The sequence below is a fragment of the Propionimicrobium sp. BV2F7 genome (genome assembly GCF_000510445.1).
Classification (GTDB): Bacteria; Actinomycetota; Actinomycetes; order Propionibacteriales; family Propionibacteriaceae; genus Propionimicrobium; species Propionimicrobium lymphophilum.
The window spans coordinates 385,159-405,176 of the sequence record NZ_AZIS01000005.1 but is presented as its reverse complement, the minus strand read 5'-3'; the positions used below and the strand labels follow the sequence as shown (position 1 = coordinate 405,176).

Here is a 20,018-nt window from a genome sequence, read left to right as displayed (position 1 = left end):
TTATCTCGAAGTGATGTCTTTAACTGCTTTTGCGAAATCGTCTCCGCGCGCGTCGTAGCCGGTCCACATGTCGCGGCTGGCGGCTCCCGGTGCCAGTAATACTGTGTCGCCGGGTTTGGCCATTTTGGCTGCTTCGGCAACCGCGTCGGCCATAACTCCAGTGTCGCCTCGATCGAGCACGATCAGCGGAACCTCGGGCGCGTGTCGTCTCAACGCGTCCGCGATTACCTCGCGGTCTATGCCGAAAACGACCGCCCCGGCCAGCCTGTCGGCGTGTTCAGTGACGAGTTCGTCGAAGGATGTGCCTTTGGTCTGGCCACCGGCCAACCACACGATGCTGTCGAAAGCCCGCATAGAGCTGTTCGCGGCGTGCGGATTCGTCGCTTTCGAGTCGTCGACCCAGGTGACGCCATCGCTAGTGGCCACGGTCGCGATTCGGTGCCCGCCAATGTGCAGGTCGTTCAGACCCTTCTTGATGGCACCGCCGGGAACTCCGAAGCTGCGGGCTAGAGCAGCCGCAGCCAGTGCATTCTCCACGTTGTGCGGCGCGAACGGCACCACATCCGAAAGCTCGGCTAGCGGAAGCGCGGAACTCTGCCGTTTTTCGACGAAAGCTCGATCGACGATCGCGCCGTCCACCACGCCGATCATGCTCAAACCAGGGATGCCTCGAGTGAACCCGATGGCCCTTGCGCCCTCGACGACTTCGGCCTCCTCTACCATTTTCATGGTTTCAGGTTCAGAAGCGTTGTATACGCAGCTGTGCGTGACGTGCTCGAAAATTCGAGCCTTGTCGTCGCGATATGCGCGATAAGCGTGCGCCTTGTCCGCAGTCCACGGCTCGTACCACTCCAGGTGGTCCTCGTGCAGGTTTAGCACCGCCGCCGAGTGGAGACTCAGCGAATGAGACCAGTGCAGTTGGAAGCTGGACAGCTCGATGGCGAAGACGTCGTAGTCGATCTCGTCGTTGATGGCCTCGATGATCGGACGACCGATATTGCCGACCTCGGCAACCTTAAGCCCAGCCGCGCGAAGCATCGAGGTGAGCATCTGAGTGGTGGTCGTTTTGCCGTTAGTGCCGGTTACACCCAGCCACGGCACGACACGATCGGGGTGCATGAAACGCCAAGCAAGTTCGACGTCGCCCCAAATCGGAACGCCAACCTCAGCGGCCTGAGCAAGAATCGGGTAACTGGGACGCCAGCCCGGGGAGGTGACCACTAGATCGGTGCCTCCAGGAAGCTTCGCCGAGGCGCCTGGCCCAAGACAAACCTTGCCTTCCAAAGCCTCAATAATCTGGGCGTGCTCCTTGTTGACGTCGGAGTCGTTATCGTCGAGCACGGTAACGTTTGCGCCCGCCTCCAGTAGCGCGTCCGCGCAGGCGTAACCAGCGGTTCCGATGCCCGCTACGACGACGTTGGCCGCCGACCAATCCGAATTACGGTCGGCGTCAGCTAGCCAATCCTTCACTGTCCTATTACCCATCCCGTGTAGAAAATTGCGAGGGCCATGCTGACCGAGATGCCGCAGATGATCCAGAATCGAATCACCACGGTTACCTCTTCCCACCCGAGCAACTCGAAGTGGTGGTGGAGCGGAGTCATCTTGAAGACTCGTTTGCCCTTAGTGGCTTTGAAGTACGAAACCTGGATGATTACGGAGGCCGCCTCGATGACAAAGAGCAGGCCGAGAATGACTAGAAGCAGCTCGGTGCGCGTCATGATGGCGAGACCGCCGACTGCCGCTCCAAGAGCCAGAGAACCAGAGTCGCCCAAGAAGATCTTCGCAGGCTTCGCGTTCCACCAAAGGAACGCAAAACATCCGGCCGCGAGTGCCGCAGAGATGATTGCCAGGTCCCAGGGATCTCGCGAAATGTAGCACTGGGGATCCGCACCTGCGCCGGAGCCACACCACTGGTTTCGCTGCCAGATGGTGATCAGTGTGTACGCGCCGAAAACCATCGTCAACGAACCAGAAGCTAGGCCATCCAGGCCGTCAGTGAGGTTCACCGCGTTGGAAGACGCCGTAATTAAAACAATCATAAAGATGATCGCGAGCACGATCGGCAGCTTCAACCAGGAGATGTCCCTGGTGAACGAGATCACCTGTGATGCCGGACGAACGCCATAACCGTCGGGAAATTGGAGGGCTAAAAACCCGAACACGCCACCGATCAGCGCCTGGCCGATCAGCTTTCCCCTGCCCGTTAGCCCTAGCGAACGCTGGTGGCTGATCTTCGTCCAGTCGTCGATGAACCCCAACAGCCCCGCGGCAACCAGCAAGAACAATAGTAGAAGCCCACTGATCGAGGGTGGCGTCCAGAAGAGAAGGTGAGAAATTGCGTAGGCCAAAACCACAGAGAAGATGATCACGATGCCACCCATCGTCGGGGTGCCACGCTTGGTTTTGTGAGTGGTCGGGCCATCATCGCGGACGAACTGGCCGTACTCGTGTTTGGTCAGAAACTTAATGAAAAATCTAGTGCCGACCAACACCATCAGCAGCGTAAGCACGCCAGCCGTAACGATGAGTTTCATGTTCTCCTCGCCTGAACCTAGTTGCTAAACCGTTCGGTGAGCCTATCGGCCACCTTCTCTAAGGCTAACCCGCGGCTGGCCTTCACCAACACAATATCGCCTGCACTCAGCTCGAGTATTTCGGCAATCTTTGCAGGATCCGCCACCTCAGCCGATCCGCCGGCTTTAGTTACGCCCTCGGAAATGTAGGATGCGAACTCGCCGACTGCATAAACCTTGGTGATACCCAACTCCGCAGCCATTCGTCCAACGTTGCGGTGCAGGTCATAGGACTTATCGCCCAACTCGAGCATGTCGCCGAGAATCGCGATTGTTCGCCTCTGCCTGCCATTGCGAGATCCCATACCCGACAGGCTATTTAGCGCTGCGGCCATCGAGCCTGGATTGGCATTGTATGCGTCGTTGATGATGGCGATGTCGTCTGAAAGCTCTGTCAACGCCATTCGCCAAGACGACCTTGCTTCTGCAATGCTCAGCCCCTCCGCGATCTTCTCGGGGGCCAGCCCAGCCGCGAGAGCTGCAGTGGCTGCGGCGGCGGCATCAATCATCTGTGCCGTGCCAAGCACCTTCAGCTTGACCGGATGACGCTGTATGTCACCTCGCACGGACGTGACCAGAGTGAAAGAGTAACGGTCGTAATCGTCGCACTCGACGTCCTCGACGCTAACCGCGATCTCGTAATCCGGGAGTTCCCTGATGCTAAACGCAGCCAAGTTGGCGTTAGGACGCATCTTCGAGATCAAGTCGTCGTCGGCGTTCAGCACTGCCCAGCCGTCTTGCGGCAGCGCCTCGAAAATCTCGGATTTGGCCTCGGCGATGGCCTCGCGCGAGCCGAACTTGCCGAGGTGGGCCATTCCGATGTTGATGATCATCGAGATTTTCGGCGGCACTATCTGGCAGAGCTTTGCTACGTCGCCCTTGGCGTCAGCGCCCATCTCCGCAACAAAATACTGGGTTGCCTCGTCCACCTGGCAGGCGGTTAGAGGCACTCCGATCTCATTGTTATAGCTGCCCTGCGGGCTGACCACGTTGCCCGAGGCGCTGTGCTCGAGAATCTGAGCCAACAAATCTTTGGTGGAGGTCTTGCCGGAGCTGCCTGTGATGGCGAAGGTGGTCAGACCGCGCTCGATCTCGCGAGCCACCAGTCCCCTGGCCAAACCGCTGAGCCCAACAAGAGTGTCGGGACATATGACGTGAGTGGCGTCAGCGTCGGTGGCGCGATTCGCCAAAATAACGCTGGAGCCGGCCTCAACGGCTTTGGACGCAAAATCGTGACCGTCGAACTTCTCGCCCACCAAAGCAACAAACAGCGATTCCTTCGTGGCTTCCCGGTTATCTCGAACGACGTCAGGGCCAACGACCGTGCGGTCGTCACCTACAAGACGACACGGCATCGCGACAGAAACCAGCCGCGCTATTTCCGCGGCCGTGGTCTTACGCATCCTGACTCTCCTTAAAACTACTTAATACGACAGTGGCTGAGAATACTCCGGAACCTGCTCAAGAGGTAAAACCCCGTATCTAGGTAGGAGATATTGCATGATGTTTTTTGCTGCAGGAACAGCTACCACTTCACCAAAAACGCCCTTCTTGGGACGATCCACAACAACATATACAACGAACTGCGGATCCTCGATGGGGGCGATCATGGCGTACGAGGCTGTATATGTGCCGTCGTATCCGCCATTTTCACCGACACGCTCAGCGGTTCCTGATTTTCCACCTACTCGATAGCCAGTAACTCTCTTCCTCTCGGAGGAAAATGCTCCCTGCCCGGCGACCTCAGACTCCATTACATCTACTAATTTTTTCGAGGCTTCTTCACTGATTACTCGCCGTGGCTGTTCTCTGTCGATATTGATTTCTTTACCGCTGGCATCGGTGCCGCTCTTAAGAAGAGTAGGCGCGTGATATACGCCACCGTTCGTCACCGATGCCAGGGCTGTAGTCATCTGCAAGGCGCTAACAGACAGACCTTGACCAAAAGAAATTTGGTCACGTGTGTAGTCGGCCATGTTCCCATCCGGAACAATGCCCATCTGTGGCTGTTCGCCAGCGACCTCGATTCCGGTGGGTGAGCCGAAACCAAAGGAGTGCAGATAATCTGAAAATTGTTGCTTGTCCATCAGCCTGGCCAACTGAACTGTGCCGATATTTGAAGATTTAGCAATTACGCCGCGAGCGGTTAGACCGATATCTCCGTGCCACCATGAATCTGTGATTGCCCCGTTTCCGGAAGCGATCTTGCTAGGTACCGCAACCTTGGTGTCGGGGTCTACTAAGCCAGAATCGAATAGGGCTGCTCCGGTGATCACTTTTTCAACAGACCCAGGCTCATAAACATCGCTTACCGCAGCATTGCCGAGAACTGAGGGATCCGATTCCCCGGGATTATTTGGGTTAAAGTTCGGATAATTCGCCATCGCAAGCACTTCACCAGTTTTGGAGGCCATGACGATTATGCTTCCCTTCGAAGCCGCATGGTCGGTTACTGCTTTTTGAAGCTGCTGTTCTACAACAAGCTGCAAGTCCGAATCAATAGTCAGTTTATAATCGGCGCCGTCCTCGGCAGGTTTAAGCGTGTTCGCTCCCAACGGAATCGTGCCATAGGCGGACCTTTGGAACGTCTGCTTGCCATCGACGCCTGCAAGCTTGTCGTTCAGCGAACCTTCTAGGCCCATCGCCCCGTCGCCCTCGAAGTTCGTGTAGCCCAAGACGGAGCTCGCCAGCGTACCGTTCGGGTAGTAGCGAACAGGATCGTCAACGGAATAGATGCCGTACCAGCCGCCTTCTTTGAGTTTCTCAGCCATCTGCCGATAGATATCGGCCGAAACCTTGCGCTTGATCACAACGTAACGGTTAGGCGTGCCGTCCTCGTTCGTGGTGTTTTCGAGCTTTGGCAGGTACTCGTCCTTCTTACCGCCCAAATAACTGATCAAGATGTCCGCAATAGCTTCGGGGGCCTTCTTAGCTTTTTCCGCCTGCTCATCGGTCATCGAAGCAGGGTTGTAACCGTTGGTGCTGATCGAGGTTGGGTCCGCGATAACGCTGAAAGCTGGCTGGCTTTGAGCAAGCACCACACCGTTGCGATCAACTAACTCGCCACGTTTGGCTTTGATGGTTTTTGTCTGAGTAAGTTTTTCCGCAGCCGCTTGGGCATTGGCGTTGGCGTCGATCCCCTGGATCGAGATGGCTCTCCAGGCAAGCACTGATATCGCCATGGCGAACAACACGATAAATACGTTGATTCGCCTGGCGCTGGAGGCCAACTTAAGTCTCATCTACTCACTCTCAGGCGGCGTCACCGCGCGGTGCTTCTTCACCGTCGTCAGTCTTCTCGTCGGTTTTTTCCTGTTCCTTGGCTTCGCCAACTTTTTCCGCGGCCGCAGGCTCGCCCTCGGGCTTAGGCATGGTGTGGACGGGAAGTGCGGGCGGCTCGGCAAGTGGCACCTCATTGCCAGCTACAGGCTGCTGGACACCGACGACGGAACCGTCCTCGACGTTCAGCACTGCGGGGTAAGGATTAGGTCGCATGCCGAGCTCCCACGCCCTTGCAGACAGATACTGCCCGGACGCCTGCTCCTCAACCTGGCTCTGCAGCGCGGCCTCTCGGTAACGCAATTCGTTTGCCTGAACCTTCAGTTCGGCGAGCTTAGCGGACTCATTTTGAACAGTAGTGGCGAGTCCGTAGATCAAAGCCACGCCCAATCCGAGCAAGCAAATAATAAAAATTAAAAACGACTTATCAGGAATCCGACCGTTAGAACCAATCAGCGGTATCAACCGCAGCTTGGAACTAGTTTCGGCGTGCTCCACCGGCGCAGCACTCATATTTCCCCCTTTTCATCCTGTCTAATTCGCTCAACAGCACGCAGCCTCGCTGAGGCGGAGCGAGAGTTTTCCTCCACCTCGTACCTCGTCGGCTTTTGTGCCCCCTTCGTGAGCAGCTTGAACTTTGCCGCCCTATCCAGCGGCACAATAGGTAAATCTTTCGGAACGTCGTCACTACATGCTTTGGCGAACGTCTTCTTGGCGATCCGGTCTTCGAGAGAGTGGTACGACAAAACGGCGATACGTCCGCCAAGGTTCACCTTCTCCAAAGCTGCGGGAAGCGCGGCTGAGAAGGCATCAAGTTCTCCGTTAACCTCGATCCGCAAGGCCTGGAACACCCTCTTAGCCGGATGTCCACCGCGGTGACGCACGGCAGCCGGAAGCGAATCAGCGATCACTTCGACCAACCGGCCCGACATTTCGAAGGGTTCCTTCTCCCGCTCTTTTACGATCGCCGTGGCGATTCGCTTAGCATTCGGTTCCTCGCCGTACGCCCTGAAGATCTTGACTAGCTCCTGCTGGCTGTACGTATTGACGATCTGGGCTGCGGTCAGTTCGTTGCCACCCATTCTCATGTCCAGTGCGGAATCGTGGGAGTAGGAGAATCCTCTGCCAGTGCGGTCGATCTGCAGGCTGGAAAGCCCGAGATCAAACAGGACGGCGTCTACCCTCGGCAAATCCAGGTTCACCAATTCATCGAAACGCGCCTGCACGAATGTCGTGCGGTCCGAAAACTCTGCAAGGTTGCGAGAGGCTACCTCTAGCGCCTGCGGATCGCGATCTATACCCACGAGCTTCGCCTGAGGATTAGCCTTCAACAGCGCCGAGCTGTGGCCAGCCATTCCGAGTGTGCAATCCACCAGAACGGAATCGGGCCTATTCAGCGCGGGCCCCAGCAGCTCGAGAATTTCAGACAACATGACAGGGACGTGAAGCGCACGGTCGTTTTCGTCTTGCAACTTCATCTCCTTGTTCATAGTTGAGCTAACTGGGCATGGAATCAGCCGAAGTCGCGACTTGCCGGCAGGTTACCGACCAGACCGTCTGCCACCTGGCACAGGGGAAGTTGCGCCAGGGTGCACAGGCCTGATCGGCAGCCAACCGGCAAGTTGCGCTAGCCATCGGAACCAACCGTGCCGAAGTCCGGCAGGATCTGATCGTTGAGTTCCGCAAAGCCCGGCTCTTGCTCGGCCATGTAACGCTGCCATGCGGCCTCGTCCCAAACCTCGAGCCGGTTAATAGCGCCGATGACGACGATCTTCGATTCGAGGCCTGCGTATGCGCGCAGCATCGGCGGAATCGTCAGTCTGCCCTGTTTATCGGGCACCTCGTCGCTTGCGCCTGCCGCCAACATGCGTTGAAAGTCACGTACCTGCTTGAGGGTTGAAGGGGCGGTAGTAACTTGCTTCGTCATCTCGGCGAACGTAGCCATCGGGTAGATGGCCAGCGAGTGCTCCTGGCTTCTAGTGATTACGAGGCCATCGGCTAGTTCTTCACGGAACTTTGCAGGCAGAAAGAAGCGTCCCTTGTCGTCGAGTTTGGGTGTGTAAGTTCCCAAAAACATTCCAAGGCACCCCCTTTCGCACCTTAAATAGATCCCAAGTCATCCATTTCGCTCCACAATACTCCCTTTTCCTCCACCAATGCACCTCGGGGCCACATTTAGACCCAAAAACACTCCACTTTCCGGCAAAAGGCATGAAAAAAGAGCGCCGGGCGAACCGGCGCTCTAAATATTCAAGATCTGTCTATTAAAAACCCTGGCGACGACGCCAACGGTCCTCCAGGCTCGAGGAAGGCCTACTGGGCGGTGGATAGTCCTTTAGGCTCGGGGCCTGAGCACCGTCGACCTTCTGCCACGCGGTTAGGGCTAGAACGGTGGCCGCAAACATCGCGATGAATCCGACAAGGCCAATAACCCAACCGAAAGACCATGAGTTAGCTAGTCCCAGAACTAGGAGGGCAACTCCTACCACAAAGACAATTCCCGACAGCGTGGCACGCTTTCGTTGCACACGATACGACGAGCGATTGCCCATCTTGGAGGCAAGTTTAGGGTCGTCAGCAGTAAGCGAGGCTTCCAGTTGGTCAAGAAGCCGCTGTTCTTCTTCGGATAGCGCCACGATCACCCTCCCTTAGGCTTTGTATGAAAGATAGCCTACATCACCGCAGGTAATCGAGAAGATGACGAATCGCAGCGCTTGAGTGGTGAGTTGTAGAAGATTGTTATTGACGCCCTTATTAATAAGGTGTCAGCGCAAGTCAACGGCGTTCTTCGAAAGCTACAGCTCAACTAGAAACCCTCAATTACAGAGGTTGAGCTTTTCCACGCTCAGGAGTCTCTAGCTAAATCTAGGCTTTAGGGTTTTTTCTAGCTAATTTCGCTCAAACCCTTAATACTCGGCTTCGAGGGTTAAAGGGGAGGAATAACTTTGCAATCCAACAACGAGAAACCCAAGAGCTGGAAGCTGCTGTCCATGCTACTTCCCGCCAGCATGGCGACGGGAACGATAATCGGCGCAGCACCTGACGCTTCCGCGAACCAGGGGTTTATTAACGCAGTCGCGCCAATGGCGCAGGCAGGCCAGCAGCAGTACGGCGTCCCGGCGTCCGTATCTATTGCTCAGGCAATCCTGGAATCTGGCTGGGGCCAAAGTGGGCTAACCCGCAGCGGAAACGCGTACTTCGGCATCAAGTGCACAGCACAGCGTAGCCCGCACCAGGCCGGATGCACTTCCATGCCGACCCGCGAGGTAATCAACGGTCGAAGCATCATGATCGTTGACGGCTTCCGCACATATGCGACCGGCGCCGACTCGTTCCGAGACCACGGACACTTCCTACGCGTCAACTCGCGATATGCGCCGGCATTCCAGACGAAGAGCGCAGACGACTTCGCGCGAGCAATCGCCAGGGCTGGATACGCGACGGACCCGAACTACGCAAACGCGCTAATTAGGTTAATGAATCAGTACGACCTGCGCAGGTTCGATGCCTCAGCCGCCCCTGCCAAGCCGAAGTTGAACGAAAAATTCAAGGACCTGGCTGGCAAGTACTCTGGCATGCTGGGTTCCGTAAGAGCTAACTCTACGAACGCCAACGGTGGCACCTGGCAGGAGTTCGACAATGGCCTGCTCGTCGAGACCCCGAACGGCCAGTTCGTCATCCGTAACGGCATCTACACGTCTTATCGGAATGCAGTTAACCAAGGCGTGAAGCTGGGTTTGCCGCTAGGCAACGAAGGCTCTGTAACGGGCGGTTGGAAGCAGTCATTCCAGTACGGTGACGTCTATTACATGGCCGACGGCAAGACGTTCAACCTCCGCAACGGTATGGCGACTCGCCACCGCGACGCCAGTAAACCGGCTCTGGGCTTACCCGTCAACAACGAACGTGTTGAGGGCAACGCGGTAGTCCAGGACTTCACCGGCGGCAGGATCTTTTGGACCTCGCAGCGCGGCGGTATCGCCGTCGTCGGAAAGACTTACGAACAGTTCAAGGCTAACGGTGGTGTCGGTCGCTACGGCCTACCTACTGCCGAGCAGAAGGAGAACGCCGAGGGCGCCGGCGCGCAGACATTCGAGCGGGGCGCCATCACCTGGTCGGCCGAGAACGGCTATCAGCCCGTTGTCGGCGGTATCTACACCACTTTCAACGCCGCCGGCGGGTTCGACAAGCTGGGGGCCGCGAAATCGGCCGAAACCTCCATCGAGGGCGGCTGGGTGCAGACATTCGACAACGGCCAGGTCTTCTTCTCCAATAAGCCGAAGCAGGGCGGGGCTGCCGTCACCGGTGGCATCGCATCGGCGGTCGAATCCATCGGCGCAGACAAGGTCGGAATGCCGCTTTCCGCCGAGAAGGCAGTGCCGGGCGGCTGGTCTCAAGAATTCGAAAATGGCACCGTCTTCACCGGCAAGTACGGCAGCTTCCTCGTTTCCGGCGACATCGCCAAAAAGTTCAAAGAGCTCGGTGGCGTCGAAAAGCTGGGCGTTCCGACTTCGGAGGAAACCACTATTGGCGATACCGTCGTCCAGAAGTTCCGTCACGGCGAGATCCGCATTAGCAACGTCGAGACAATCGTCGTTCGTGGCGCTATCTTTGCAGGCTATGACTCCGCTGGTGGAGCCGAGGCAACCGGTGCCCCGCTTAGGAACGAATACGAGTGGAACGACGGCTGGCGCCAAGATTTCGAAAACGGCAGTGTGCTTGGCGGCGGCAGCGCTGACTTCAATTTCGTCCCAAGCCAGATCATGGAACGCTACGAACAGCGCGCCAAGGAGCTAGGCAAGCCGATCGCACCGGCCGAAATCACCGAGACGCAGATCAGCCAGGTGTTCCAGAACGGATCGATCACCGTCACTATTTCCTAGCCCGTAAACCCTCAAAGACCGCCGAACTTGCCAATAAAGTTCGGCGGTCTTGTATTTGGGCATAAACTAGGTAGTCAGCCTTTTAGGGGCGACCATCAAACTGTGAGGATAATCTGTTGAGTTCTGAAATCGACACGGTTAACGGCGAGGCGAGCGCCAGCGACGCTGCGGATATCTTGACGAAGGAATTAGCCAAAGAGCAGAAACACGTAGATAGGGTCTACGAGCAACTCGACGTGCTGACGGAATCTGCCCGCAACGTTGAGGCAGAGGCCGAAGCCAAGTTCAAAACCGACCGCTCTGACTGGATGCGTGAAGAGGACGGCACGGCCATCTTCGAGCGCGACGCATTCGCCTACCAGGCGGCGAAGCGGCTGGCGGTTTTGGACGCGGAACACGACGGCCTAGTTTTCGGCCGGCTAGATCTCACTGAGGAAGAGATCCGCTACATTGGCAGGCTCGGCGTCAGGGACGACGACTACGAGCCCCTGGTAATCGACTGGCGCGCCCCCGCTGCGGAGCCTTTCTACCGGGCGACGGCGTCGAATCCGATGGAGGTCGTGCGCAGGCGTGTGCTTCGCTGCCGCGGCGAAAAAGTGGTTGGCATCGAAGACGACCTGTTAGATGAGAGCGCAGGCGACGACCTGGTGGTCATCGGCGAGGGCGCTCTCATGGCCTCCCTCAAACGAGCCCGCGGCCCCCACATGAAGGACATAGTCGCCACGATTCAAGCCGAGCAGGACGAGGCAATCCGCGCTCCCTACCAGGGCGTCACGCTCATTTCTGGCGGGCCTGGCACGGGCAAGACCGTGGTGGCTCTGCACCGCGCGGCCTACCTGCTGTACACCCACCGCAAGCGTCTCGAACAAGGTGGCGTGCTGGTAGTCGGACCATCAGATCTATTCGTCAATTACATCGCCCGAGTTCTGCCCAGCCTCGGCGAAAACGCCGTCGTGCTGCGCGCGGTTGGCGATGTTCCGGGCGACGTGCTCGGCTTCACCTCTGCACGAGCCGAAAATGCCCAGGCCGCCATTTTGAAGGGCAGCATGCGGATGCTTCCGGTGCTCAGGGCGGCCGTCAACGAGCCGTTGGTTTCCGGCCCGGAGTTGAACCGCCTGCGCGTCAGTATCAAGGGTGAGGTGCTAACCCTGGAGCAAGACGAGCTTAACAAGATCAGGCGCGCCATCCTCCTCAACAACAAGCTGAACCAGGCCAAGAAGGCCGCACAGCAGGCGCTGCTCGATGCGCTGTGGGCGAAGCTCCCCGAGGAGATCGCCGCGCTGCTGGACATCGATCGAGAAATCTTTGACGAGAAGATCACCGACCAGGCAAGCTACACCATGTTCTTAAATGCCTGGTGGCCGATGCTCTCCCCCGAACAGGTGCTTGCCAGACTCGCCGATCCAAAGTTCTTGAACTCCATCGCTCACGGACACATGAGCGACGAGGAAGAGGGCGTGCTGACCGACTCGCTCACACACGCTCGCGGGTACGTGCCCGACTCTGGACAGCCGAGACCAGACTGGTCTATGAGCGACATGGCGCTTCTCGACGAACTCGCCCACATGCTCGGCCCGGTGCCGGCATCCGAGCAGGACGATCCCCTGCTCTTTCTAGACTCCGTCGCCGATGCAAACGAGATTGTCACTATCTCAGACAAGCTGCGCGATGATCGAGAGATCGACGAGACACAACCCAGGAATTACTCTCACGTGCTTGTCGACGAGTGTCAGGACATCACACCGATGCAGTGGAGGATGCTTCGCCGCCGCGGGCCACAGGCGTCGTGGACACTGGTCGGCGACCCGGCTCAGAGTTCCTACCCCGTGCAAGAAGAGTCCGACCGCGCGATCCGCGACCTTATCGGCCGCGCTCCCATGCGAGAATTCAGGCTCTCCACCAACTACCGCTCCCCAACCGAGATCATGGATCTCGCGGGCAAGGTAGTTCGCGCCGCCTACCCGGACGCGGTGTTGCCGAATTCCGTCCGCGAAACAGGAGTGGAGCCGCTGCTGCTCAGCGTCATCCCGGATGAATTGGCCGGTGAGCTCAAGAAGCAGATCATGAACCTTTCGCAGCAGGTGGCCGGGTCGATCTCATTGATCACTGCCCCAGACGATTACCGCAAGTTCATCGAGCTGGTCGAGCAAATGAAGCTGCCAGAAGAGGTGGGCCAGCGCGTCGTCGTGATCACAGCTCTCCAGTCGAAGGGCCTGGAATTCGACGCGACAATCGTAATCAGCCCCGACGACATCGTCGAGCAAACCCCGGGTGGGGAACGCGTCCTATACGTTGCACTGACCCGTCCGACGCAGCGTCTAGTGACCATCGACCTAAGCGGAAAACACACCGCAAGGTGGCGCAGAACGTTAACCGAAGTCAACTAATAAATAATGGCCGGAGGGTTTTCACCCACCGGCCATTACTATGGCTGCTCTGTTACCTAACGTTTAGGCCCTGAACCAAGGCACAGCGGCGCTTCCTAGCGAAAGAGCGGGCGCTCGTCAGGCCCTCGCCAGTGGGGCCTGCAATGGTGAAGGTCGGGTAGCCCTCGCCAGTGATGCCGATGCCAGCGTACGACGGGCCGTTCTTGACGAAGATAGTGGTCTGGATCAGCTTGCCGAACTTAGTCAGCGAATTCACGTTCTTCGAATGCATGATCGCCGTGTGACGGTTGCCGTGCTCGAGATCAACTGCCCAATCGATCGCGGTATCCACATCAGGAGTGCGGATGATGGCCAGAACCGGCATCATCAGCTCGACCTGAGCAAACGGGTGGTCCTTGTCTACCTCGGCGATCAGCAGCTTGGTACCAGCCGGAGCCTTGCCGCCAACCTCAGCAAGAATCTTCTCAGCCGACTTGCCGACCCACTCGGTGGCAGCCTTGTTGTTCTTGACGATGATCTTCTCAAGCTTGGAGATCTGATCGGCGCTCAGCTCGTATGCGCCGTTGCTGGTCATCTTGAACTTGAGCAGATCTGCGACGTCCTCAACAACCAGGCATTCCTTCTCGGAGGTGCACGGCAGGTTGTTGTCGAAGCTTGCACCGTCGACGATGGACTTCGCGGCCAGATCGAGATCGGCGGTTTCGTCCACGACAACCGGCGGGTTACCTGCGCCAGCACCGATGGCCTTCTTGCCGCTGGAGAGAACCGTGCGGACGATGCCGGGGCCTCCGGTGGCGACGAGCATGCGGACGTCCGGGTGGGCCATCATCTTGTTGGTGTTGTCGATGGACGGTTCGGCGACAGTGACAACCAGGTTCTTCGGAGCACCAACGGCTGCGAGAGCCTTGTTAATCTCCCTGATCTGCCACAGCGAGATGTTCTTGGAACGCGGGTGCGGGCTGAACACGACCGCGTTGCCCGCGGCGAGCATGCCGATCGAGTTGCAGGTGATGGTTTCCGTGGGGTTCGTCGTCGGTGTGATGGAGCCGATCACGCCGAACGGCGAAAATTCGACGATGGTCAGGCCGTCGTCACCGGACCAAGCCTCGGTGGTCAGATCTTCAGTGCCGGGAGTCTGAGTGGCGGCTATACGATTCTTGATCTTCTTGTGTTCGACGTTACCCATGCCGGATTCAGCAACCGCCTGCTCGGACATGTAGGCGATGGATTCCGGCTTGCTCATTGTGTCGCGGATGGCCTGCACGAAGCGCTCACGGTCTGCCATAGAGCAGCCCATGTACTCCTTCCAGGCCTTCTGAGCAGCATTCACTGCGCTGTCCATGTCGGCGAAGATGCCGTCACCGGTGGCGACATCACTTGACTTTTCTGGCTCACTATCGAATTTGTTGCCCGGAAGCTCGGAGAGCACCTGGCGAATGGTCTTCTCGATTAGTTGAGGATCGATACTCATTTTGTTACTCCCAATATCTCTTTTAATGCCGAGTTCATGATTGTTACGTCTTGTTCGACGGTGCCGCCGGAGATGCCGATTGCACCCACAATGGTTCCGTTGCAGTAGATTGGTGCGCCGCCTCCGAAGAGCACTACCCTGCCCTTGTTCCCGGCCTCCACACCTGGCATCACACCGTTAGGCCCCGCAGCTGCTTTGCCGAGGTTTTGCGTGGTCTGTTTGAACGCCAACGCGGTCCAAGCCTTGTTCATGGCGATGTCGTGGCTGGCCAACAGTGTGCGTTCCATGACCTGCATGCAAACCAGGTTTCCGTGCTGGTCTACCGCCGCGAAAACGATCGGTACCTGCATCGCCTCGGCCTTCTGCTTTGCGGCTTCGGCAAGTTTGTTGGCAAGCTCCAGGTTCATTACGAAGTGTTGCGGAACTTCCGGCTTCTTTTCTGCCGGCTTTACCTTTGCGGACTCTTCCAGGCTGACGCCGAGCACACGCTCGACGGCGCCACGAACCATCTTCGTCAGTCTTTCGACGTCCCAACGATGCTCGCTGAGTCTCGCCAACGAATAGATCGCGTCGGAACAGCGATTCAAGTACTTGATTACCTCGGGCCGAACGTTCTCTTGCTCTGCAAGTCGAAGCACTTGTCGCTCCGCTCTGCGCACAACCGTCCTGGCAACGTGCAACTTTGCGGAAGGCTCGTCGCGACCGGGAATCACGAAATTTTTTTGCGGGCCAGTGATCTCTAGGCACTCGTCGATTAGATTCTCTAAATAAACGACATCGGCATCGCTGATTTTGTTAGCGAGGATCTGGGTGCCCTTCGCGTCAGACGCCAATTCAGCTGCGAGAACAAACAGCCTTTTTTGAATGTGGTTAAGCTTCTCTCGCTCATCGGCTGGTAACAGCACCTTAGCTTCGCCGAGCCAAGCGTTGGCCTCGTCTACGCAGCCGTAGGCCTCAACTCGCAAGCTCTGCTTGGGTACTCTAGAACCGCCGAAAAGGCCAGTGCCGCCCTTGTCCCCCGTGCGTGTGTAGATAGCTGGCATGATCAGTCGTCCATTTCTACGGTATCGACGATTCCGACGATCGTGGCGTCGATCGGAGCGTGTTCGCGATCTGCGGCGAACCTAGCGCTGGAGCCCTTCGTTACTATGACGACCTCACCCGTGCCGGCGCCAACCGTGTCGACGCATACCTCCGGGTTGTCCACCGGCTTTTCTTGGTCATCCAGCCGACAGGTTAGCAGCAGCTTGAAGCCGACCAGCCGCTCGTCCTTGCTAGTCGAGACGACGTTGCCAACGACCTTAGCTAGATACATCTCTAATTCCTTTTCAACAGTTCGATGCCCGCATCGGCAGCGACTTCTTTGGCTAGATCGGTGACGATGTCATTTTCGCCGATCTCTAGGACGCTTCCAGGCGCTAACCCCTCTACTACCTCGGCAGTTATCAGCTTGCGCTTACCCTCCGGCGCCTCCTGCGTCTTTGGTGCGCTATAGGCTCTACAAAGGTTCTTTGCACGAACCGTCTGCACCCCGATGTCTTTTAGTGTGGATAGATTCCTGCGCATCATCGCCGCGTAACCGGCAGGAATGTTCGGGAACCACTTGCGCTTCTCTGCGCCGTCTGGGCAAACGCCATCGATGGCAGCGGTCACCTTCTTACCTGCCAGCAAAAAGTCAGATATCAAATTCGAGCCCAAGCAATCGCAGATGCCGTGGGCGGCCTTGCTTGCCAGATTAAGTGTCAAAGTTGCGACGACCAGCTCGTCGTGCGTCTCAACGAGGTGCTTCGGGTCGACCTTTCGCCCAATCTGCTCGATCTTCGATTGATCGAGAATTCGCAGAGCGGAATCGGTCTGAATGGTTTCAATGTCAACTTCACGGATCTGTTTTAGAGACTCAATCGCGTCATCGAAGCCGATGAGCGCACCGGAGAACAAGACAAGAATCTTCTTGTCACTCGGTGCTGCCTGCACGTCAGATAATTTTTCGTGGTTGAGCACCTCTTTAACGATCTGCTGCACTAACCCGACGAGCTGTTCCTGGGTCATTAGAGCATTCCTTCCTTCCACGAATTACCTGTATTACTCGGATGTCGCCGGCGGGGTTATCCCCCGCCGGACAACATAATTTCGAAGTCGATTACTTAGCCGGGTGCGGCAGCATCTTCTCGACGTCCGCGTGCGGGCGCGGGATGACGTGCTGGCTGACGAGCTCGCCAACGCGGCTAGCTGCAGCAGCACCTGCGTCAACAGCTGCCTTAACAGCACCGACGTCACCGCGTACCATGACGGTCACCAAACCGGAACCGATCTTCTCATTGCCGATCAGCTCGACGTTTGCGGCCTTGGCCATGGCGTCAGCAGCTTCAATCGAACCTACGAATCCCTTGGTCTCGATTAGACCTAGTGCCTGGCTCATTATTCCTCCTAGTTAGTTATTGTTTTAGAGCCCTATTGCGTCAACCAGCGGCTGACTATTTTTTAGCGGCCACCTTGCGAGTGGCGTGATTATTCTTAGCCGCCGGCCTGCTGGTCGCGGTTTCTTTCTTCACCGGAGCAGCCTTAGGCTGCTGAGTGCTCGCCTTCGTCGTAGCCTTCTCGCCAGACTCGGACTTTGCCGGCTGGCTATTCGGCTTCGATTCAGACTTTAGCTTTTCCGTTTTGGGAGCCTCGGCTTTCACAGCCGGAGCTTTTTGTAGCTCAGGCTTAGCTGCCGAAGTCGTTATGCTCTCAGTCTTGGTGGCAACTGCCTTCGTGGTCGAGGCCTTTGCAGCCGGAGCCTTGGGAGCTGCGACCTTCGTGGCCGAGACCTTCGCAACCGGAGCCTTAGGAGCTGCGACCTTCGTGGCCGAGACCTTTACAGCCGGAGCCTTAGGAGCTGCGACCTTCGCCTGCTGAGGAGCCTTAGTTTCCTCGGTCTCCTGAGCCTTCTGTGGCTCAGGAGCTCCAGCACCGACTGTGTCAGCACTGAAAATAATCTTTTCCATCTGAGAGCTTGGCCTGGCGATGACCGACAAGCTGATCACTTTGCTGATCCTTTCGGCTGCCATCTTGGCTGCGTCCATAGAAGACTGGACCGCGTCGACCGCGCCCTGTACCTTGACGTTGACATAACCGCCGCCGCGAGTCAGCTCGTAGCCGATCAGCTCAACGTTTGCGGCTTTAGCCGCTGCATCGGCTGCTGCGATAGCTGCGACCATCCCAAGCGTTTCGATGGTTCCTAGCGCCTGCATTAAGCACTCCTTTCCAAAGCTAGCCGCAGTAGCGGCGTCCTTTTGACCAACCGTGCGGCGTTTTCCCCCACGTGGCGGTCGTTGATCCAGCTATCACCCAACCAGGTGGCCATGTATGGCCGCTCAGTGGGCAACTTCTCCGTCGTTACTACTACGTAGTCCAGCGATATACCGATGCCGATGCCCAAACTCGAAGCAATCGCTGCGTTGTGGGCCAGTTCGAGCGGGTTGAGCTCGTCTTCACGAACGACCTCAATGGGTACGCTCTCCTCTTCAACTCCAAGCAACACCTGAGTCAACTGATCGTCGGTGATCTTGGAGTTCGCGTGGAGTTTGATTGTTGGCACCTGGGCCGGAACGTTTCGCATTTAGCCCTCCCAACTCAGGGCTAGGCCGGTTGCTACCGCGTTTCGTGGGCCTTCGCTGCCCCGGATGTTTGCGCGCCCTGCGACGACTCGATAGTCGGCCAGCGCATGAGTTACGAGCTGGGGAATCTCGAAGTCGAGGGCAGAACCACCAACTAAAACAACGAAATCGATGTCTCGCACGTTCTCTGTCGGGCTGACCTTGCGCAAAGCACGCACCGCGTTTGTGACGAACACCTGCTGCTTAGCGCGGATTCTCACCTGCCGGATAGTCTCGACAGGCAGATCGATGTCCAGAGGAACCAAACCATCGGGCTTCATGATTACGACCCTAGCGAACGTCTCCGGCGGTAGCGGATCGTTGAAGAACTGGACCGTACCGTCCTCATGCCTGATGGAAAAAATCGTTTCCACCTTGGCCAGAGGATAGCGCTTGATGTCCTCGGCAATGTGCGTATCAGAAAGGCCGAGTTCGGTCTTTATCATCAACGTCACCATATTGCCTGCACCGGCAAGGTGGGTCGAAACGATCGAACCATCCGCATGCATTACAGACGCATCTGTGGAGCCCGCACCCATATCCAAAACCGCGATCGGGGCAGCAACACCAGGAGTTGTCAATGCACCCTGAATGGCCATGTCTGCCTCAACGCCACCCACCTCGACGGGAATGCCTATTTCAGCAGAAATCTCGTCGGCAATCATCTGCATCTGCAGCCGATCGGCGTGCACCATGACGGCTATACCGACGGCAGCTTCCATCGAGAACTCGTTAGCGATACCGCCCGCAACCTGCTTAGGAGTGCGGGTATCAATCGCCAACAGATCGGTAATCTTGATGTCCTTCGGGTTCTGATCGGTGAGCGTGCCCATCGATACTCGAACCTGTTCCATCATTCCACCGACGTTGGTGCCCGGTTCGCCCGTGATGTCGGTGACATCAGTCACCTCACCGAGGGCCGCCATGATCTTCTCTGCACCGTTATCGACATCAACTTCGACGAAACTGGTGTTCTTCCTGGTAGGCCCGTGGAACGTCAACTTGCCCGCAGGAATCCTGCGTTCCTTGACGTCTCCCTTCGGGGTCTTGATAACCACTGCTGAGCGGTTGCCAACCAGCGAGCGAGCCAACGGTACGACCTGCTTGGTATCTTCGGAGCTGAGATCGAAAAGAGTGGCGATGCCGTATGGGTTGGACAGCGTCTCCACGATTCGACCAACATCGGCAACCTCCACAGCGGCCAACATACCTAAAGGCACCTTATCGATGTAGGCAACCTCGTCAACGATCGGGATCTTCTCATCGAGCCGGTTGTCCACCAGAACGCCGTCATCGAGTTCGCAGATCGCGCCAGTAACCTTCGCCGAAGCGTTATTAATTGTTTGCGCTGCATCCGCGAAATCATGACTGCGGTCGATAACGACGATGTATGGCCCCTGGTTAGCAGAGGTCAGATCGTCGATGCTTATCGTGGTGCCGACACCGATGCCCAACCCGCCCGGTGTGGACGGGTTGTGACCGATCATCGTCGATTCGGTGATGATCGTTTCGGTGATCGTCTCCATCGCGACGTCGCCGATAACTGGTGCGGCTTCGTTGATCCGCACCAGATCGACGTCGTCGAGGTTAAGCCCTGCCTTGCCGAGGGCATCTTTAAGACCACCAAAGACACCCTTGATGTTCTCCTTGGTGCCCTTCATGCCAGTCGTTCTGACCGTAGAGGACGCTAGGAATTCAAGATCGGGGCCGCTTCGACGCGCCAGCGCAACCTCGGTGGTTGCGTTGCCGATATCAATTCCTGCCACTACAGACATTTTCGACTC

17 protein-coding genes and 1 pseudogene are annotated in these 20,018 nt (G+C 57.3%); 2 read left to right on the top strand and 16 right to left on the bottom strand.

Annotated elements, in window-relative coordinates; translation table 11 throughout:
- The 8 genes from murD to HMPREF1255_RS08215 all read right to left on the bottom strand — a co-directional run bounded on the left by murD (nucleotide 1) and on the right by HMPREF1255_RS08215 (nucleotide 8,491).
- Nucleotides 1-1,485 (bottom strand): UDP-N-acetylmuramoyl-L-alanine--D-glutamate ligase, encoded by a 1,485-nt coding sequence (gene murD / locus HMPREF1255_RS08250; RefSeq protein WP_024111578.1) that lies wholly within the window; start codon nucleotides 1,483-1,485, stop codon nucleotides 1-3.
- Nucleotides 1,467-2,537, bottom strand: a complete 1,071-nt coding sequence (mraY, locus tag HMPREF1255_RS08245; protein ID WP_016456603.1) for a phospho-N-acetylmuramoyl-pentapeptide-transferase — start codon at nucleotides 2,535-2,537, stop codon at nucleotides 1,467-1,469. Before mraY ends, murD begins: the two co-directional genes overlap by 19 nt.
- A gap of 17 nt (nucleotides 2,538-2,554) precedes the next feature.
- A complete protein-coding gene (gene murF / locus HMPREF1255_RS08240; protein ID WP_024111414.1) occupies nucleotides 2,555-3,979 on the bottom strand; it encodes a UDP-N-acetylmuramoyl-tripeptide--D-alanyl-D-alanine ligase in 1,425 nt (474 codons plus the stop codon).
- A gap of 21 nt (nucleotides 3,980-4,000) precedes the next feature.
- Nucleotides 4,001-5,818: a penicillin-binding protein 2 gene (locus HMPREF1255_RS08235; protein ID WP_024111602.1), complete on the bottom strand. Its 1,818-nt coding sequence runs from the start codon at nucleotides 5,816-5,818 to the stop codon at nucleotides 4,001-4,003.
- 10 nt (nucleotides 5,819-5,828) lie between these two features.
- On the bottom strand, nucleotides 5,829-6,368 hold the full coding sequence (locus HMPREF1255_RS08230) for a hypothetical protein (RefSeq protein ID WP_024111340.1): 540 nt from the start codon (nucleotides 6,366-6,368) through the stop codon (nucleotides 5,829-5,831).
- Entirely contained in the window at nucleotides 6,365-7,333 is a 969-nt protein-coding gene (rsmH, locus tag HMPREF1255_RS08225; RefSeq protein WP_036917756.1) for a 16S rRNA (cytosine(1402)-N(4))-methyltransferase RsmH, read from the bottom strand. Before rsmH ends, HMPREF1255_RS08230 begins: the two co-directional genes overlap by 4 nt.
- A gap of 149 nt (nucleotides 7,334-7,482) precedes the next feature.
- The gene (gene mraZ, locus HMPREF1255_RS08220; RefSeq protein ID WP_024111312.1) at nucleotides 7,483-7,932 is read right to left on the bottom strand and encodes a division/cell wall cluster transcriptional repressor MraZ; all 450 of its coding nucleotides are present in this window, start codon (nucleotides 7,930-7,932) and stop codon (nucleotides 7,483-7,485) included.
- 187 nt (nucleotides 7,933-8,119) lie between these two features.
- Nucleotides 8,120-8,491, bottom strand: coding sequence for a DUF3040 domain-containing protein (locus HMPREF1255_RS08215; RefSeq protein WP_024111390.1), 372 nt, complete (start codon nucleotides 8,489-8,491; stop codon nucleotides 8,120-8,122).
- A 309-nt stretch (nucleotides 8,492-8,800) separates the two neighbouring features.
- On the opposite strand from HMPREF1255_RS08215, the gene HMPREF1255_RS09490 reads away from it, so the two are divergent.
- Nucleotides 8,801-10,738 carry a glucosaminidase domain-containing protein gene (locus HMPREF1255_RS09490; protein ID WP_024111612.1) on the top strand — a complete coding sequence of 646 codons (1,938 nt, stop codon included), beginning with the start codon at nucleotides 8,801-8,803 and terminating at the stop codon, nucleotides 10,736-10,738.
- Nucleotides 10,739-10,854: 116 nt separating this feature from the next.
- Nucleotides 10,855-13,125, top strand: a complete 2,271-nt coding sequence (locus HMPREF1255_RS08205; RefSeq protein WP_024111404.1) for a UvrD-helicase domain-containing protein — start codon at nucleotides 10,855-10,857, stop codon at nucleotides 13,123-13,125.
- Nucleotides 13,126-13,177: 52 nt separating this feature from the next.
- Here HMPREF1255_RS08205 and HMPREF1255_RS08200 read toward each other — a convergent pair whose 3' ends face one another.
- The 8 genes and pseudogenes from HMPREF1255_RS08200 to HMPREF1255_RS08160 form a co-directional block, all read right to left on the bottom strand.
- On the bottom strand, nucleotides 13,178-14,596 hold the full coding sequence (locus HMPREF1255_RS08200) for an aldehyde dehydrogenase family protein (protein ID WP_024111323.1): 1,419 nt from the start codon (nucleotides 14,594-14,596) through the stop codon (nucleotides 13,178-13,180).
- Complete coding sequence (locus HMPREF1255_RS08195) at nucleotides 14,593-15,639, bottom strand: cob(I)yrinic acid a,c-diamide adenosyltransferase (protein WP_024111610.1); 1,047 nt, start codon at nucleotides 15,637-15,639, stop codon at nucleotides 14,593-14,595. The genes HMPREF1255_RS08200 and HMPREF1255_RS08195 overlap by 4 nt, the downstream gene beginning before the upstream one ends.
- Before the next feature lie 2 nt (nucleotides 15,640-15,641).
- Entirely contained in the window at nucleotides 15,642-15,911 is a 270-nt protein-coding gene (locus tag HMPREF1255_RS08190; protein ID WP_016456614.1) for a EutN/CcmL family microcompartment protein, read from the bottom strand.
- A gap of 2 nt (nucleotides 15,912-15,913) precedes the next feature.
- Complete coding sequence (locus tag HMPREF1255_RS08185) at nucleotides 15,914-16,645, bottom strand: flavoprotein (protein ID WP_016456615.1); 732 nt, start codon at nucleotides 16,643-16,645, stop codon at nucleotides 15,914-15,916.
- A 91-nt stretch (nucleotides 16,646-16,736) separates the two neighbouring features.
- Nucleotides 16,737-17,018, bottom strand: a complete 282-nt coding sequence (locus HMPREF1255_RS08180; protein ID WP_269146548.1) for a BMC domain-containing protein — start codon at nucleotides 17,016-17,018, stop codon at nucleotides 16,737-16,739.
- A gap of 550 nt (nucleotides 17,019-17,568) precedes the next feature.
- Nucleotides 17,569-17,829 (bottom strand): annotated as a pseudogene (locus tag HMPREF1255_RS10210) (BMC domain-containing protein); the annotation flags it as partial.
- Nucleotides 17,829-18,197 carry a glycerol dehydratase reactivase beta/small subunit family protein gene (locus tag HMPREF1255_RS08165; RefSeq protein ID WP_016456618.1) on the bottom strand — a complete coding sequence of 123 codons (369 nt, stop codon included), beginning with the start codon at nucleotides 18,195-18,197 and terminating at the stop codon, nucleotides 17,829-17,831. The gene HMPREF1255_RS08165 and the pseudogene HMPREF1255_RS10210, both read right to left, overlap by 1 nt.
- Entirely contained in the window at nucleotides 18,198-20,009 is a 1,812-nt protein-coding gene (locus HMPREF1255_RS08160; protein ID WP_024111350.1) for a diol dehydratase reactivase subunit alpha, read from the bottom strand. It abuts the gene before it with no gap.
- Nucleotides 20,010-20,018 lie beyond the last annotated feature (9 nt).